The 15963-nt window shown below is 43.9% G+C and carries 19 protein-coding genes, 1 pseudogene and 1 other annotated feature; of the genes and pseudogenes, 17 read left to right on the plus strand and 3 right to left on the minus strand.

The annotated features are described in order from the left end of the window. The first annotated feature begins 72 nt into the window (after positions 1-72). The 10 genes from mreB to rpmA all read left to right on the plus strand — a co-directional run bounded on the left by mreB (position 73) and on the right by rpmA (position 6940). Positions 73-1086 carry a cell shape-determining protein MreB gene (gene mreB, locus NZD81_RS01620; protein ID WP_003229650.1) on the plus strand — a complete coding sequence of 338 codons (1014 nt, stop codon included), beginning with the start codon at positions 73-75 and terminating at the stop codon, positions 1084-1086. A 30-nt stretch (positions 1087-1116) separates the two neighbouring features. After that, positions 1117-1989 carry a rod shape-determining protein MreC gene (gene mreC, locus NZD81_RS01625; RefSeq protein ID WP_040082268.1) on the plus strand — a complete coding sequence of 291 codons (873 nt, stop codon included), beginning with the start codon at positions 1117-1119 and terminating at the stop codon, positions 1987-1989. Further along, positions 1986-2504, plus strand: a complete 519-nt coding sequence (gene mreD / locus NZD81_RS01630; RefSeq protein ID WP_014664848.1) for a rod shape-determining protein MreD — start codon at positions 1986-1988, stop codon at positions 2502-2504. The genes mreC and mreD overlap by 4 nt, the downstream gene beginning before the upstream one ends. A 52-nt stretch (positions 2505-2556) precedes the next feature. Beyond that, positions 2557-3237 carry a septum site-determining protein MinC gene (gene minC, locus NZD81_RS01635; protein WP_014664847.1) on the plus strand — a complete coding sequence of 227 codons (681 nt, stop codon included), beginning with the start codon at positions 2557-2559 and terminating at the stop codon, positions 3235-3237. Position 3238: 1 nt separating this feature from the next. Further along, complete coding sequence (gene minD / locus NZD81_RS01640; protein WP_014664846.1) at positions 3239-4045, plus strand: septum site-determining protein MinD; 807 nt, start codon at positions 3239-3241, stop codon at positions 4043-4045. 148 nt (positions 4046-4193) lie between these two features. Beyond that, positions 4194-4988 (plus strand): stage IV sporulation protein SpoIVFA, encoded by a 795-nt coding sequence (gene spoIVFA, locus NZD81_RS01645; protein ID WP_282372943.1) that lies wholly within the window; start codon positions 4194-4196, stop codon positions 4986-4988. Then, the gene (gene spoIVFB, locus NZD81_RS01650) at positions 4981-5847 is read left to right on the plus strand and encodes a stage IV sporulation intramembrane metalloprotease SpoIVFB (RefSeq protein WP_014664844.1); all 867 of its coding nucleotides are present in this window, start codon (positions 4981-4983) and stop codon (positions 5845-5847) included. Before spoIVFA ends, spoIVFB begins: the two co-directional genes overlap by 8 nt. 57 nt (positions 5848-5904) lie before the next feature. Next, positions 5905-5980, plus strand: a sequence feature (ribosomal protein L21 leader region). Positions 5981-5993: 13 nt separating this feature from the next. Then, a complete protein-coding gene (gene rplU, locus NZD81_RS01655; RefSeq protein WP_010330275.1) occupies positions 5994-6302 on the plus strand; it encodes a 50S ribosomal protein L21 in 309 nt (102 codons plus the stop codon). 2 nt (positions 6303-6304) lie between these two features. Then, positions 6305-6643, plus strand: a complete 339-nt coding sequence (locus NZD81_RS01660) for a ribosomal-processing cysteine protease Prp (protein WP_014477547.1) — start codon at positions 6305-6307, stop codon at positions 6641-6643. A 12-nt stretch (positions 6644-6655) separates the two neighbouring features. Then, positions 6656-6940, plus strand: a complete 285-nt coding sequence (gene rpmA / locus NZD81_RS01665) for a 50S ribosomal protein L27 (protein WP_003222623.1) — start codon at positions 6656-6658, stop codon at positions 6938-6940. A 120-nt stretch (positions 6941-7060) separates the two neighbouring features. Here the strand turns inward: rpmA and NZD81_RS01670 are convergent. Then, positions 7061-7185 (minus strand): annotated as a pseudogene (locus NZD81_RS01670) (hypothetical protein). Positions 7186-7262: 77 nt separating this feature from the next. On the opposite strand from NZD81_RS01670, the gene spo0B reads away from it, so the two are divergent. The 4 genes from spo0B to pheA are packed head-to-tail and all read left to right on the plus strand — an operon-like array spanning position 7263 to position 10538. Continuing rightward, positions 7263-7841: a sporulation initiation phosphotransferase Sop0B gene (spo0B, locus tag NZD81_RS01675; RefSeq protein ID WP_136654295.1), complete on the plus strand. Its 579-nt coding sequence runs from the start codon at positions 7263-7265 to the stop codon at positions 7839-7841. Positions 7842-7873: 32 nt separating this feature from the next. Continuing rightward, positions 7874-9160 carry a GTPase ObgE gene (gene obgE / locus NZD81_RS01680; RefSeq protein WP_014664841.1) on the plus strand — a complete coding sequence of 429 codons (1287 nt, stop codon included), beginning with the start codon at positions 7874-7876 and terminating at the stop codon, positions 9158-9160. 60 nt (positions 9161-9220) lie between these two features. Then, positions 9221-9664 (plus strand): transcriptional regulator ThrR, encoded by a 444-nt coding sequence (thrR, locus tag NZD81_RS01685; protein ID WP_003222630.1) that lies wholly within the window; start codon positions 9221-9223, stop codon positions 9662-9664. A 16-nt stretch (positions 9665-9680) separates the two neighbouring features. Then, entirely contained in the window at positions 9681-10538 is an 858-nt protein-coding gene (gene pheA / locus NZD81_RS01690) for a prephenate dehydratase (protein ID WP_014664840.1), read from the plus strand. A gap of 23 nt (positions 10539-10561) precedes the next feature. On the opposite strand, the gene NZD81_RS01695 is transcribed toward pheA, so the two are convergent. Further along, on the minus strand, positions 10562-11104 hold the full coding sequence (locus NZD81_RS01695) for a transcription repressor NadR (RefSeq protein WP_069149991.1): 543 nt from the start codon (positions 11102-11104) through the stop codon (positions 10562-10564). Continuing rightward, positions 11064-12251, minus strand: coding sequence for an IscS subfamily cysteine desulfurase (locus NZD81_RS01700; RefSeq protein ID WP_148343585.1), 1188 nt, complete (start codon positions 12249-12251; stop codon positions 11064-11066). The genes NZD81_RS01695 and NZD81_RS01700 overlap by 41 nt, the downstream gene beginning before the upstream one ends. 102 nt (positions 12252-12353) lie before the next feature. Here NZD81_RS01700 and nadB point away from each other — a divergent pair, with 102 nt between their 5' ends. From nadB to nadA, 3 genes are read left to right on the plus strand one after another with little or no spacing between them, the layout of a single operon-like run. After that, entirely contained in the window at positions 12354-13946 is a 1593-nt protein-coding gene (nadB, locus tag NZD81_RS01705; protein WP_040082275.1) for an L-aspartate oxidase, read from the plus strand. Next, positions 13900-14769, plus strand: a complete 870-nt coding sequence (gene nadC, locus NZD81_RS01710; protein WP_282372929.1) for a carboxylating nicotinate-nucleotide diphosphorylase — start codon at positions 13900-13902, stop codon at positions 14767-14769. Before nadB ends, nadC begins: the two co-directional genes overlap by 47 nt. Beyond that, positions 14756-15862: a quinolinate synthase NadA gene (gene nadA / locus NZD81_RS01715; protein ID WP_014664835.1), complete on the plus strand. Its 1107-nt coding sequence runs from the start codon at positions 14756-14758 to the stop codon at positions 15860-15862. The genes nadC and nadA overlap by 14 nt, the downstream gene beginning before the upstream one ends. Positions 15863-15963 lie beyond the last annotated feature (101 nt).

The following is a 15963-nucleotide window of genomic DNA, read 5'->3' on the forward strand; positions in this document are numbered from 1 at the left end:
TTAAGCTATAATAGAGTTTATGAGTTTTTCCCTTTAGGGTATTTTTGCTTTAAGAAAGGAAGATACATACATATGTTTGGAATTGGTGCAAGAGACCTTGGTATAGATCTTGGAACTGCGAATACGCTTGTTTTTGTAAAAGGAAAAGGAATTGTTGTGAGAGAGCCGTCAGTTGTCGCTTTGCAGACGGATACGAAATCGATTGTTGCTGTCGGAAATGATGCGAAAAATATGATTGGACGGACACCGGGCAACGTGGTGGCTCTGCGCCCGATGAAAGACGGCGTTATCGCTGATTATGAAACAACGGCGACGATGATGAAATATTACATCAATCAGGCCATTAAAAATAAAGGCATGTTTGCCAGAAAACCATATGTAATGGTATGTGTTCCATCAGGTATTACAGCTGTTGAAGAACGCGCTGTTATCGATGCGACAAGACAGGCGGGAGCACGTGACGCGTATCCGATTGAAGAGCCATTTGCGGCAGCAATCGGAGCCAATCTGCCAGTTTGGGAACCGACTGGTAGCATGGTTGTTGATATCGGGGGCGGTACGACAGAAGTTGCGATTATTTCCCTCGGAGGCATCGTAACGTCTCAATCAATCCGCGTAGCCGGTGATGAGATGGATGACGCGATTATCAACTACATCAGAAAAACATACAACCTGATGATCGGTGACCGTACGGCTGAAGCGATTAAAATGGAAATCGGATCTGCAGAAGCTCCTGAAGAGTCCGATAACATGGAAATCCGCGGACGCGATCTGCTGACAGGTCTGCCGAAAACAATCGAAATTACAGGAAAAGAGATTTCTAACGCTCTACGCGACACTGTATCTACAATTGTTGAAGCCGTGAAGAGCACACTCGAAAAAACACCGCCTGAGCTTGCAGCAGATATCATGGACAGAGGTATAGTGTTAACTGGCGGCGGAGCGCTTCTTCGCAATTTGGACAAAGTCATTAGCGAAGAAACGAAAATGCCGGTCCTTATCGCCGAAGATCCGCTTGATTGTGTAGCGATCGGAACAGGGAAAGCACTGGAGCACATCCATCTTTTCAAAGGGAAAACTAGATAATCGGGAGTTCAATAGAAGAGGTGTAACACGATGCCGAATAAGCGGTTAATGCTATTACTTCTGTGTATTATCATATTGGTGGCTATGATTGGATTTTCGCTGAAGGGCGGCCGCAATACCACCTGGCCTGAGAAAGTGATCGGCGATACGACGGGAGTATTTCAAAATATTTTTCATACGCCTGCCGAATTTTTTGCAGGAATATTTGAGAACATCAATGATTTAAAAAACACATACAAAGAAAACGAGCGTCTGAGAGAAAAGCTTGACGGACAGACACAATATGAAGCCAAGCTTCAAGAGCTTGAAGAAGAAAACAAATCCTTGCGTGCCGAGCTTGGCCATGTCAAATCGATTAAGGATTACAAGCCGATTTTGGCAACGGTCATCGCCAGAAGCCCTGATAATTGGGCGAAACAGGTCACCATTAACAAGGGGACTCAGCAAAACGTAGCGAAAGATATGGCCGTTACGAACGAAAAAGGCGCATTAATCGGCAAGATCAAAAGTTCCGGACTGAACAATTTCACTTCAACTGTTCAGCTTTTAAGCGATACTGACCGCAATAACAGAGTCGCGACGAAAATTTCCGGAAAAAAAGGCAGCAAAGGCTACGGCTTGATCGAAGGGTATGACAAAGAGAAAAAACGTCTTAAGATGACAATTATTGAGCGTAAGGATAAACAAGACGTGAAAAAAGGCGATCTTATTGAAACATCAGGAACAGGCGGTGTTTTCCCAGAAGGGCTGACAATCGGTGAAGTGACTGATATCGAGTCAGATTCCTATGGATTAACGAAGGTTGCTTATGTAAAACCTGCGGCTGACCTTACCGATTTAAATAATGTGATCGTTGTTAACCGTGACGTGCCGACTGTCGATACAGAGGAGGAAGGATCGTGAAACGTTTCCTTCTCCCTTTCGTTATGATGCTTGTTTTTTCTGCGGAAAGCATTTTTACAGATTTGGTGCATTTTCCTTTCGTTACAGACGACCAAGTGCTCGCTCCGCGTTTTTTGATGCTTGTATTGATATTCATGTCGGCTTTTATCAACCAAAAACACGCGATGATTTACGGATTTATATTTGGTTTTCTATATGACATGAACTATACAAGTCTATTAGGTGTTTACATGTTTGGTTTTGCCGGGCTATGCTATTTGGCTTCAAAAGCGTTTAAAGTGCTGCATACAAACGCATTTGTAGTGATATTGATAGCAGTTCTGGCTGTCTGTCTGCTCGAATTTTACGTATTCGGCATTCAGTCTTTGATTCATAAAGATATTATGACGTTTAACGGATTTGTGCTTGACCGGTTTATACCGACAATTTTATTGAATATTGTAGCAGCTCTTATTCTTGTTCTGCCGTTTAGATTATTTTTTATGAGTCTAAAGAAAGAATTGCGAGATGAGTAAAAAGGATTTTATCTTTTTTTGACGAAATGAGTATGTTGTTGAGGTGAATATTGTGAAGACCAAAAAGCAGCAATATGTAACGATAAAAGGAACAAAGAATGGGTTAACATTGCATCTGGATGATGCGTGTTCTTTTGATGAGCTTCTCGATGGTCTTCAGAATATGCTGTCAATTGAACAATATACCGATGGAAAAGGCCAGAAAATCAGCGTCCATGTTAAGCTGGGAAATCGCTTTTTATATAAGGAGCAAGAGGAACAGCTGACTGAATTGATTGCGTCAAAGAAAGATTTGTTTGTTCATTCTATTGACAGTGAAGTCATTACTAAAAAAGAAGCACAGCGGATAAAAGAGGAAGCCGAAATTATTTCTGTTTCAAAAATTGTCCGTTCAGGCCAGGTGCTGCAGGTAAAAGGCGACTTGCTCCTGATCGGTGATGTGAATCCCGGCGGAACAGTCAGGGCCGGAGGGAACATTTTTGTTCTGGGCTCCCTGAAAGGAATCGCGCACGCCGGTTTTAACGGAAATAATCAAGCGGTCATCGCCGCCTCTGAAATGCTGCCGACACAATTAAGAATCAATCATGTGTTAAATCGCTCCCCAGACCACATTCAAAAAGGGAACGAAATGGAATGTGCTTATTTAGATACAGACGGAAATATGGTCATTGAACGCCTTCAACATTTGGCTCATTTAAGACCTGATCTAACAAGGCTTGAGGGAGGAATGTGAATTGGGTGAGGCTATCGTAATAACTTCGGGAAAAGGCGGAGTAGGTAAAACAACAACATCTGCGAACCTCGGTACCGCCTTAGCCATTTTAGGGAAGCGCGTATGCTTAGTGGATACTGATATAGGACTGCGCAACCTTGATGTTGTAATGGGTCTTGAAAATAGAATTATTTACGATCTTGTAGACGTTGTAGAGGGCAGATGCAAAATGCATCAGGCGCTCGTAAAAGACAAACGTTTTGATGATCTGCTCTATTTAATGCCTGCTGCTCAAACGAGCGATAAGACAGCTGTTGCTCCTGAACAAATTAAAAACATGGTCCAAGAGCTCAAACAGGAATTTGACTATGTCATCATAGACTGTCCTGCGGGAATCGAGCAAGGGTACAAAAATGCCGTTTCCGGAGCTGATAAAGCGATTGTGGTCACTACGCCTGAAATCTCAGCCGTTCGTGATGCTGACCGTATTATAGGGCTGCTGGAGCAAGAAGAAAATGTTGAATCGCCGCGGCTTGTTGTAAACAGAATCAGAAATCACCTGATGAAAAACGGTGACACGATGGATATCGACGAAATCGTACAGCATCTGTCGATCGATTTGCTCGGAATCGTGGCTGATGATGATGAAGTCATTAAAGCTTCCAATCATGGCGAACCGATTGCGATGGACCCGAAAAACCGCGCTTCCATTGCATATCGAAATATTGCCCGCCGTATTTTAGGTGAATCTGTTCCTTTACAAGTGCTTGAAGAGCAAAACAAAGGAATGATGGCTAAGATTAAGTCATTTTTCGGCGTAAGATCTTAATGTGATAGAATCAAAGAGAAGAATCTGACAAAGCAAATGCTGTGTCAGGTTTTTTTGTTTTTGTCTGCTTTGTTCCTGACTAAACCGAATATTTGCCATGGACAAGACATATGATGTACAAACCCAACGAATGCAAAGGATGATGGCAATGAGTCACAGAGCAGATGAAATCAGAAAACGATTAGAGAAAAGAAGAAAACAGCTTTCCGGCTCAAAACGTTTCTCTACTCAGACAGTTTCTGAAAAGCAGAAACCCCCGTCCTGGGTGATGGTAACGGATCAGGAAAAGCATGGAACACTTCCGGTCTACGAAGATAACATGCCAACATTCAACGGAAAACACCCATTGGTGAAAACAGATTCAATTATCCTGAAATGTCTTCTTTCGGCCTGCCTTGTTCTCGTTTCCGCTATAGCCTATAAAACAAACATTGGACCTGCCAGACAGATTAAACCCGCCGTAGCCAAAACCTTTGAAACTGAATTTCAATTTGCCTCGGCAAGCCATTGGTTTGAAACGAAATTTGGAAATCCGCTTGCTTTTCTGGCTCCTGAACACAAAGATAAGGAACAGCAGGTTGAAGTAAGCAAAGATCTGGTCGCGCCTGCATCCGGGAAAGTACAGCAGGATTTTCAGAACAATGGGGAAGGAATTAAAGTTGAAACAAGCAGCGATACGATTGATAGCGTAAAGGAAGGCTATGTGGTTGAAGTCAGCAAAGACAGCCAGACGGGATTGACGGTTAAGGTGCAGCATGCTGACAACACCTACAGTATTTATGGCGAGCTCAAAGATGTGGATGTTGCTTTATATGATTTTGTGGATAAAGGCAAAAAGCTTGGTTCAATTAAGCTTGATGATCATAATAAAGGGGTCTATTATTTTGCCATGAAAGACGGCGATAAATTTATTGATCCGATTCAGGTGATTTCATTTGAATAAATGGCTCGACCTTATCTTAAAGATCCATGTGCATCCTTTTCTTTGGATTATTGCGGCGCTGGGGCTGCTCACAGGCCATATGAAAGCATTATTATGTCTGCTCCTGATTGTATTGATTCATGAGCTGGGGCATGCTGCTCTGGCTGTGTTTTTTTCTTGGAGAATCAAGCGTGTATTTTTGCTGCCGTTTGGCGGAACGGTTGAAGTGGAAGAGCACGGGAATCGGCCGTTAAAGGAAGAATTTGCGGTCATTATTGCCGGCCCTCTTCAGCACATCTGGCTTCAGGTTGCTGCCTGGATGCTTGCAGAAGCCTCAGTGATTCATCAGCATACCTTTGAACTCTTCACCTTTTATAATCTTTCTATTTTATTTGTCAATCTACTGCCGATTTGGCCGCTGGATGGCGGAAAACTGTTATTTTTGTTGTTTTCCAAACAGCTGCCTTTTCAAAAGGCTCACCGGCTCAATCTAAAAACGTCGCTCTGCTTCTGCCTGTTGCTTGGGTGCTGGGTTTTATTTGTGATTCCTCTGCAAATCAGCGCATGGGTTTTGTTTGTCTTTCTGGCTGTTTCTTTGTTTGAGGAATATAGGCAAAGGCACTATATCCATGTGAGATTTCTTCTTGAAAGGTATTACGGAAAAAACCGTGATCTTGAGAAACTTCTGCCGCTGACAGTAAAGGCGGAGGATAAAGTCTATCACGTGATGGCCGAGTTCAAACGCGGCTGCAAACATCCAATTATTATTGAGAAATCAGGCGAGAAGCTCAGCCAGCTTGATGAGAATGAAGTGCTGCACGCTTACTTTGCCGATAAGCGGACGAATTCCTCCATGGAGGAACTGCTGCTGCCTTACTAAAACTGATTGACAAACGCCTTGTATTTTGGTATATTTTTTAATGTTATGGATGTAGCACCATTGCTACAACCGCTCAGTACAGGTGTTAAGAGCTTTTACAGCCCCCTGGTATCTGGCGAGTCTTAGTCTAATAGGAGGTGCAGAGAATGTACGCAATCATTAAAACAGGCGGTAAACAAATCAAAGTTGAAGAAGGCCAAACTGTTTACATCGAAAAACTTGCTGCTGAAGCAGGTGAAACAGTTACTTTTGAAGACGTTTTGTTTGTTGGCGGAGACAACGTGAAAGTCGGCAACCCTACAGTTGAAGGCGCGACAGTAACGGCTAAAGTTGAAAAACAAGGCCGCGCGAAAAAAATCACTGTTTTCAGATACAAAGCAAAGAAAAACGTTCATAAAAAACAAGGTCATCGTCAGCCTTACACTAAATTGACGATCGAAAAAATCAACGCGTAAGCATGATTCAGGCAACAATCAGAAGGTCTCATGATAAAGGCATATTGTCTTTTGAAATGACGGGCCATGCGAATTTTGCTGAACATGGACAAGATCTTGTTTGTGCCGGAGTGACAGCCGTTGTGTTTGGAGCCGTTAACGCGGTCATTGTGCTCGCAGGCTTCGAGCCGCTTCTTGATATAGGGGAGGACGGGGGTTATTTTTATTTTGAATTTCCTGAATCTCTTGATCCGGATGCGCGACAAAAAGCTCAGCTGCTGATTGAAGGCATGATTGTTTCGCTTGAGACAATCGAACGGGATTACAAAGACAACTTGCGTGTGACCACAAACATAATATAGGAGGTGAGCTACATGCTTAGATTAGATCTTCAGTTTTTCGCTTCTAAAAAAGGAGTAGGTTCTACAAAGAACGGACGTGACTCTGAGGCTAAACGTTTAGGTGCTAAACGTGCTGACGGTCAATTCGTAACAGGCGGTTCTATCCTTTACCGTCAACGCGGAACAAAAATTTACCCAGGTGAAAACGTGGGCCGCGGCGGAGATGACACTCTATTTGCGAAAATCGACGGAACTGTTAAATTCGAACGTTTCGGCCGTGACCGCAAAAAAGTGAGCGTATATCCTGTAGCTCAATAATGATTCAAAAAACTCCGGTCGTTGATGACTGGAGTTTTTTTTGCAATACGCGGAGTAAACACCTAGAATGAAATGCAGAGTATGTGCGAGCAGACCCCGCCAAGAATGAGAATAAACATCTCAAACCCACTGGATATGTTCCCCAAGCAGTAATACATAAAATGTTCTGCCTGGCTGCAAATCAACCAAAGCGCCAGAAAAAAGGAACATGATATTTCTGGGAAAAACAATTGTTTTTCTAACAAAGCCTTCTCTGTTATAATTCATAATACACACTTATACAGACTCCTAAATAAGAAATTAAATGATTGGGAGTGCGAAAATGAAGGATGTTTCAAAAAATCAAGAAGAAAATATAAGCGACACGGCATTAACAAACGAACTGATTCATCTGCTTAGCCATTCCCGGCATGATTGGATGAATAAGCTGCAGCTGATTAAAGGAAACTTAAGCTTACAGAAGTATGACCGCGTCTTTGAAATGATTGAAGAAATGGTTATAGACGCAAAGCACGAATCAAAGCTCTCAAACCTGAAAACACCGCATTTGGCGTTTGATTTTCTTACATTTAATTGGAAAACCCATTATATGACGCTTGAATATGAAGTTCTTGGAGAAATTAAGGATTTGTCGGCTTATGACCAAAAGCTGGCGAAACTGATGAGAAAGCTGTTTCATCTGTTTGATCAAGCAGTCAGCAGAGAGAGTGAAAATCATTTAACGGTTTCGCTTCAAACGGATCATCCTGATAGACAGCTGATTCTGTACCTTGATTTCCACGGCGCCTTTGCCGATCCATCTGCTTTTGATGATATTCGGCAGAATGGATATGAGGAAGTTGATATCATGCGTTTTAAAATCACAAGTCACGAATGTCTGATTGAAATTGGATTGGACTAGCGGAGTTTTTAACGGTTAGAACGGAGGACATTATGTTTGTAGATCAGGTCAAAGTATATGTAAAAGGCGGCGACGGCGGCAACGGGATGGTTGCGTTTCGCCGTGAAAAATATGTGCCGAAAGGCGGCCCTGCCGGCGGCGACGGAGGAAAGGGAGGAGACGTCGTTTTTGAAGTGGATGAAGGTCTCCGCACCCTGATGGATTTTAGATACAAAAAACACTTTAAAGCGATTCGCGGCGAGCATGGCATGTCCAAAAACCAGCACGGACGAAATGCTGATGATATGGTCATTAAAGTTCCGCCGGGCACCGTTGTGACAGACGATGATACAAAACAGGTCATCGCTGATTTAACAGAGCACGGACAGCGGGCTGTCATTGCAAGAGGCGGAAGAGGCGGAAGAGGGAATAGCCGCTTTGCTACACCGGCTAATCCCGCGCCTCAGCTTTCAGAAAACGGCGAGCCGGGAAAAGAACGCTACATTGTTCTTGAATTAAAAGTGCTTGCAGATGTCGGACTCGTCGGGTTCCCGAGCGTAGGAAAATCGACATTGCTGTCTGTTGTCTCATCTGCAAAACCGAAAATTGCAGACTATCACTTTACAACGCTTGTGCCGAATCTAGGCATGGTTGAAACGGATGACGGACGCAGCTTTGTAATGGCAGATTTACCAGGACTGATTGAAGGCGCACACCAAGGCGTCGGACTTGGCCATCAGTTTTTGCGCCATATTGAACGGACACGAGTTATTGTTCATGTCATTGACATGTCCGGCTTAGAAGGCCGCGATCCGTATGATGATTATGTCACGATTAATCAGGAACTGAGCGAGTACAATCTGCGACTCACTGAGCGTCCGCAAATTATCGTTGCAAATAAAATGGACATGCCGGAAGCTGCAGAAAATCTTGAAGCCTTTAAAGAAAAACTGACGGATGATTACCCGGTATTCCCGATCAGCGCAGTGACAAGAGAAGGCCTTCGCGAGCTTCTGTTTGAGGTTGCCAATCAGCTTGAGAACACACCGGAGTTCCCGCTGTATGATGAGGAAGAGCTTACACAAAACCGTGTCATGTACACGATGGAAAATGAAGAAGTGCCATTTAACATTACACGCGATCCAGACGGTGTATTTGTGCTTTCAGGAGACAGCCTTGAGCGATTATTCAAGATGACTGATTTCTCACGTGATGAATCGGTTAAACGGTTTGCGAGACAGATGCGCGGAATGGGTGTTGATGAAGCACTCAGAGAACGCGGAGCCAAGGATGGAGATATTATCAGGCTTCTGGAATTTGAATTCGAATTTATTGATTAATGAAAGTTGGCTGAGAAGAGAGCCTGGTGTCAGGCTCTCTATTTTAAAGGGGAGATGCAAATGAAAGAGGAGACATTTTATCTTGTCCGTGAAGATGTATTGCCCGATGCAATGAGAAAAACGTTGGAAGTCAAAAAGCTGCTTGATCGAAAAAAAGCAGACTCAGTAGCAGATGCCGTTCAAAAGGTTGATTTAAGCCGAAGTGCATTTTATAAATACAGAGATGCTGTTTTTCCATTCTATACTATGGTTAAAGAACAAATTATCACACTTTTCTTTCATTTAGAGGACAGGTCAGGTGCGTTATCTCAGCTCCTTCAGGCGGTAGCTGATTCTGGTAGCAACGTTCTTTCCATTCACCAGACCATTCCGCTTCAAGGGAGAGCAAATGTGACACTGTCTATCAGTACGTCTGCAATGGAAGAAGACATTCATACATTAATGAATAAGCTCAGGAAGTTTGATTTTGTAGAAAAGGTTGAAATATTAGGTTCAGGTGCATAAGGGAGAGAAAATCGTCATGAAAGTCGGTTATTTAGGTCCAGCAGCTACATTTACACATCTAGCAGTCAGTTCTTGTTTTCAAAACGGCGCCGAACATGTGGCTTACCGCACCATTCCGGAGTGTATAGATGCGGCAGTTGCAGGCGAAGTTGATTTCGCTTTTGTTCCTTTGGAAAATGCATTAGAAGGATCAGTAAATCTGACAATAGACTATTTAATACATGAACAGCCCTTGCCAATCGTGGGTGAAATGACGTTGCCGATCCATCAGCATTTGCTCGTCCATCCCTCTAGAGAGAATGCGTGGAAAGAGCTCGACAAAATTTACTCACATTCACACGCGATTGCGCAATGCCATAAATTTCTCCATCGTCAATTTCCTTCCGTTCCATATGAATACGCCAATTCTACCGGGGCGGCAGCAAAGTTTGTCAGTGACCATCCCGAGCTGAATATCGGGGTCATTGCCAATGAGATGGCAGCTTCTACATACGAATTAAAAATCGTGAAACGGGATATACAGGATTATAGGGACAATCATACAAGATTTGTTATCCTGTCCCCGGATGAAAACATATCTTTTGAAGTGAATTCAAAATTGAGTTCCAGGCCGAAAACGACCTTAATGGTCATGCTTCCGCAGGATGATCAGTCGGGGGCGCTGCATAGAGTGCTGTCTGCATTTTCTTGGAGAAATTTAAACTTGTCAAAAATTGAGTCACGTCCGACTAAAACGGGATTAGGCCATTATTTCTTTATTATTGATATTGAGAAAGCATTTGATGATGTATTGATTCCAGGAGCCATGCAGGAGCTTGAAGCGCTTGGCTGCAAAGTGAAGCTTTTGGGTGCATACCAGTCCTACCAATTATAAAAAAGCCCTCTAGAGGGCTTTTTTTAGTCTTTAATTAAAATGCCGGCTTCTTCGAGTGCTTGGCATGCTTGATCGATGCGGTGTTCATCAGATGCTGTCAATGTATGCAGATGCACGCCGTCGGTCAGCTGTGACAAGTAGGCAGCATTCGTAGAATTGATTTTTTTAATGAAATGGCTAACTTCCTTCCGGGTGCCTACTTGGATGGCTGCAGTTAAATCTCCGTAAACGGGATGCTCAATTTTTACGTCTTTCACTGTAACGCCTTCGTCCACGATGAGCTGCAGTTCCTCTTCTGTCCGTTCAGGACTGTGCAGACATGCTATGATCCTTTCCGCCTGCTGGTGCTGCTGAGCGGCCGCATCCATGTATACATATCCTTGGCTTGTGGCGATAATCGGTTCATTTTTCGCTTTCAAGAGCGATATATCCTGTACAATAACCTGTCTTGAAACGTTTGCTTTTTTTGCGAGTTCTCCTCCTGTCAGCGGTGATGTAGATTCCTTCAGCCACAGAAGAAGCTGGTCACGCCTGTTGGCGCCCATAAGCTTTAATTCCTCGGTCAATATCAAATTCTCCTTTCTTTTGTTCCCAAAGCATTGTAAACGTATGTAATAACTGATCCAGCTGGTCAGCTGTTGTATGCCTGCCAAAAGAGATGCGGATAAATTGCAGAGCCTCTTGTTCCGTTTTTCTTAATGCTTTCATCGTTGCTGACGGACCGTGGTAACCGGCAGAACAAGCGCTGCCCGTTGAAATGCAAATATTGCTCCGATTACATTCTAACATAACATATTGTCCTTCAAATGAGTGAAAAAAACACCCTACAATATGCGGAAGACATTCTGTTTGTGAAGTATCTGCCGCAAGGGTTACAGGGAGAGACCGCATACGGATTTGGTCTAGAAAGTATGTTCTTAATGCCTTATTGCGGGATATCTGTTTTTCCATTTCGCTTACGATCCATTCCGCCGCGGCAGTGAAGGCTCCGATCCCGGGAACATTTACGGTGCCGGCTCTGAATCCTCGTTCGTGAGTAGTGAGAGGATAAACGGGTTTCCAAGGGACATCCGGCCGGATATAGACCGCACCCACTCCTTTAGGTCCATGGATTTTATGGCTCGATATTGAGAGTGCATCTACTCCCAAATCTTCTGTATTGATAGGAATTTTCCCAAACGTTTGAACAGCGTCGCAATGAAGAAGAATACCCCTGTTATGCAGGTATGAAGACAGACGTTGAATGGGCTGAATGATCCCGGTTTCAGAATTGGCATGCTGAATCGATATCAAGCCTGTCTCCGGACGGATATGAGCTGCTAATATTTCCTCGGTAATAAGCCCGTATTCATTCGGTTGAATGATGGTGACATCAAATCCATGCTGTTCCAGATATGCAGCACAGTTTTGAATAGACTGATGCTCCATGGCGGTCGTAATAAAATGTCTTTTCGTTTTTGGCAGGCCGTTTAGCAATGATTGAATGGCCAGAAAATTAGATTCAGTGCCGCCGCTTGTAAAATAGATGCCGCTTGCTTCACCGCCAATGATGTTGGCGATTTTTTCACGGCAGTACTCCAGTATGTGATTTGCTTTTCCTCCTGCATCGTGCAGGCTGCTTGCATTTCCGTACATATCCATGCTGAGCTTCTGATATACGTTAAGAGCCTCCTCACAAATCGGCGTTGTCGCTGCATAATCTAAATAAATCATCCGGTCTTCCTCCATCCGTTCTCCATAAAAAACTCTTGAGTTTATTTTATCCTTGTGTAAATATAGGTGTCAAGACAGGTGTAAACAACAGGAGGGTGACATATGTCTAAAAAGACGATTACAGTCATCGGTTCAGGGGCGGCGGCACTTTCTTTAGCGGCAGCTTTCCCGCCGTCATACGAAGTGACTGTTATCACAAAAAAAAGCGCCAAAAACAGCAATTCTGTCTATGCACAAGGCGGGATTGCTGCGGCCTATACAAAAGATGACTCGATTGAAGCCCATCTGGAGGATACGTTATACGCAGGGTGCGGCCATAATAATCCAGCTATTGCAGCAGATGTGTTACATGATGGAAAAATGATGATTCAAAGCCTATTGGAGCGTGAATTTCCATTTGACCGCAATGAACGAGGCGATGTTTGTCTCGGAAGAGAAGGAGCCCACTCATACAACCGTATATTTCATGCGGGCGGAGACGCAACAGGCAGGTTGCTTGTCGATTATTTGCTCAAACGGATCGACAGCAAAATTAAGTTAATCGAGCATGAAACGGCAGCAGAGTTGCTTATAGAGGATGGCCGCTGTATCGGCGTTATGACAAAAGACTGCAAGGGGCGGCTCAAGGTAAGGCATGCAGACGAAGTTGTGCTGGCTGCCGGCGGCTGCGGAAACCTGTTTCTTCATCATACGAATGATCCCTCTGTCACAGGTGACGGTCTTTCTCTTGCTTACAGGGCCGGAGCGGAAGTAACGGATTTAGAGTTTACACAGTTTCACCCGACACTGCTTGTGAAAAATGGTGTTTCCTATGGGCTTGTTTCAGAAGCTGTCAGAGGGGAAGGCGGATGTTTAGTAGACGAAAACGGCCGCCGGGTTATGGCTGAACGGCATCCTTTAGGTGACCTGGCTCCAAGGGATGTTGTCTCACGGGTTATTCATGAGGAAATGGCAAAAGGAAATCACGTTTATATTGACTTCAGTGCGATTTCTGATTTTGAAGCGCGTTTCCCTACCATCACCGCCATTTGTGAAAAAGCAGGGGTTGATATCCATAGTGGAAAAATCCCTGTTGCTCCGGGAATGCACTTCTTAATGGGAGGTGTTTCAGTTAATCGCTGGGGAGAAACGACAGTACCGGGGCTTTATGCGATTGGCGAGACTGCATGCTCTGGTTTACATGGAGCAAACCGGCTTGCGAGCAATTCCTTATTGGAGGCGCTGGTGTTTGGAAAAAGAGCAGCAGAGCATATTATGCAAAAACCGGTTTATAACAGGCAATATCAAGCGACTCCCAAAAACGTATTCTACGAGGTGCCGGATATAGAGGTGCATGAACTGCAAAGCAAAATGACAAGCCACATGTCTATTCTGCGGGAACAAAGCAGTTTGATTGAGCTTAGCATCTGGCTTCATACGCTGCCATTTCAAAAAATGAATGTGAAGGATATCACAATTCGGCAGCTGGAGCTTTCTCATTTATGGCAAACTGCAAAGCTGATGACGTTTTCTGCGCTTTTACGGGAGGAAAGCAGGGGGGCTCACTTCCGCACCGATTTTCCTCATGCTGAGGTGAGCTGGCAGGGAAGACAAATTGTCCATACAAAAAAAGGAACGAAGATCAGAATAAACGAGGGGATTTGGAACAATGAATCATTTACAGCTGAAAAAATTACTGAATCACTTTTTTCTTGAGGATATTGGGACAGGGGATCTTACATCGCAGTCTATTTTTGGAGAACAGAGCTGTGAAGCGGAGATTGTTGCAAAGTCAGAGGGGATCTTTGCAGGGGCTGTGGTGATAAAAGAAGGTTTTGCTTTATTAGATAAAAATGTTCAAATCATTTTACACAAAAAAGATGGGGACATTTTGCGAAAAGGTGAAGTGATTGCAGTATTACGAGGTCCGGCGGCAGCGCTTCTTTCAGGAGAGCGGGTCGTATTAAATCTTATTCAGAGGCTGTCAGGAATTGCGACGATGACAAGAGAGGCTGTCCGCAGGCTGGATGATGAACAGATTAAAATTTGTGACACGAGAAAAACAACACCGGGGCTGAGAATGCTGGAAAAATACGCTGTCAGAGCGGGTGGCGGGTATAATCATCGATTCGGCTTGTATGACGGTGTCATGATTAAAGACAATCATATTGCTGCATGCGGCTCTATTTTAGAGGCATGCCAGAAAGCTCGTCAGGCCGTGGGGCACATGGTAAATATCGAAGTGGAAATTGAAACGGAGGACCAGCTGCGGGAAGCAATTGAAGCAGGGGCAGATGTTATTATGTTTGACAACTGTCCGCCAGATACGGTCCGTCATTTTTCAAATCTCACACCGAATCATATAAAAACTGAAGCCTCTGGCGGGATTACGTTGGAATCTTTGCCTGCTTTTAAAGGGACGGGTGTGAATTATATTTCCTTAGGATTTCTGACTCATTCCGTCAAAAGTTTAGATATCAGCATGGATGTTACGTTATCAAATGAATCTGTGGAGGAATGCCGTTATGTCAATTCTTGATGTAATCAAACAATCGAATGATATGATGCCGGAAAGTTACAAAGGACTGTCAAGAAAGGATATGGAAATGCGTGTTGCCGCCATTAAGGAAAAGTTCGGCAGCAGGCTCTTTATACCAGGCCATCATTATCAAAAGGATGAAGTGATACAATTTGCTGACCAAACCGGCGACTCCCTGCAATTGGCCCAAGTAGCGGAAAAAAACAAAGAAGCGGATTACATTGTATTTTGCGGCGTTCACTTTATGGCAGAGACCGCTGATATGCTGACAGGCGAGCAGCAAACGGTTGTCCTGCCAGATATGAGAGCTGGATGTTCTATGGCTGACATGGCTGACATGCAGCAAACCAATAGGGCATGGGAGAAGCTTCAGCATATATTTGGAGATACGATCATACCTTTAACTTATGTGAACTCCACTGCGGAGATCAAGGCATTCGTCGGAAAGCATGGCGGAGCAACTGTGACTTCTTCGAATGCGAAAAAAGTGCTTGAATGGGCGTTTACACAGAAAAAAAGAATTTTATTTTTGCCTGATCAGCATTTAGGGAGAAATACGGCTTATGATCTGGGCATTGCGCTTGAAGATATGGCGGTGTGGGACCCGATTACAGATGAATTAGTGACTGAATCCGAGCATACGAATGTGAAAGTGATTTTGTGGAAAGGGCATTGTTCTGTTCATGAGAAATTCACCACTAAAAATATCCATGATATGAGAGAGCGTGACCCCGACATTCAGATCATTGTGCACCCGGAATGCTCCCACGAAGTCGTGACACTAAGCGATGATAGCGGATCAACTAAATATATTATCGACACAATCAACCAGGCTCCGGCGGGAAGCAAGTGGGCAATCGGGACTGAAATGAATCTTGTCCAGCGGATCATTCACGAGCACCCTGATAAACAAATCGAATCACTCAACCCTGACATGTGCCCTTGCCTAACAATGAACCGAATCGATTTGCCGCATTTGTTGTGGTCGTTGGAACAAATTGAAAAAGGAGAGCCTTCAGGCGTCATTAAGGTGCCAAAAGCCATTCAGGAGGATGCACTCCTTGCCCTGAATCGAATGCTTTCGATCACGTAGATCAGAAATATTTCCCTTCCTGTACTCATAACTTCTTTTGTTCAGGCATATGTTGTGAAGAAACATATTGTAAGCACAGCTGAACTGTTCACGTTTTGCAT

The sequence above is a fragment of the Bacillus sp. B.PNR1 genome (genome assembly GCF_030386235.1).
GTDB classification, from domain to species: domain Bacteria; phylum Bacillota; class Bacilli; order Bacillales; family Bacillaceae; genus Bacillus; species Bacillus stercoris.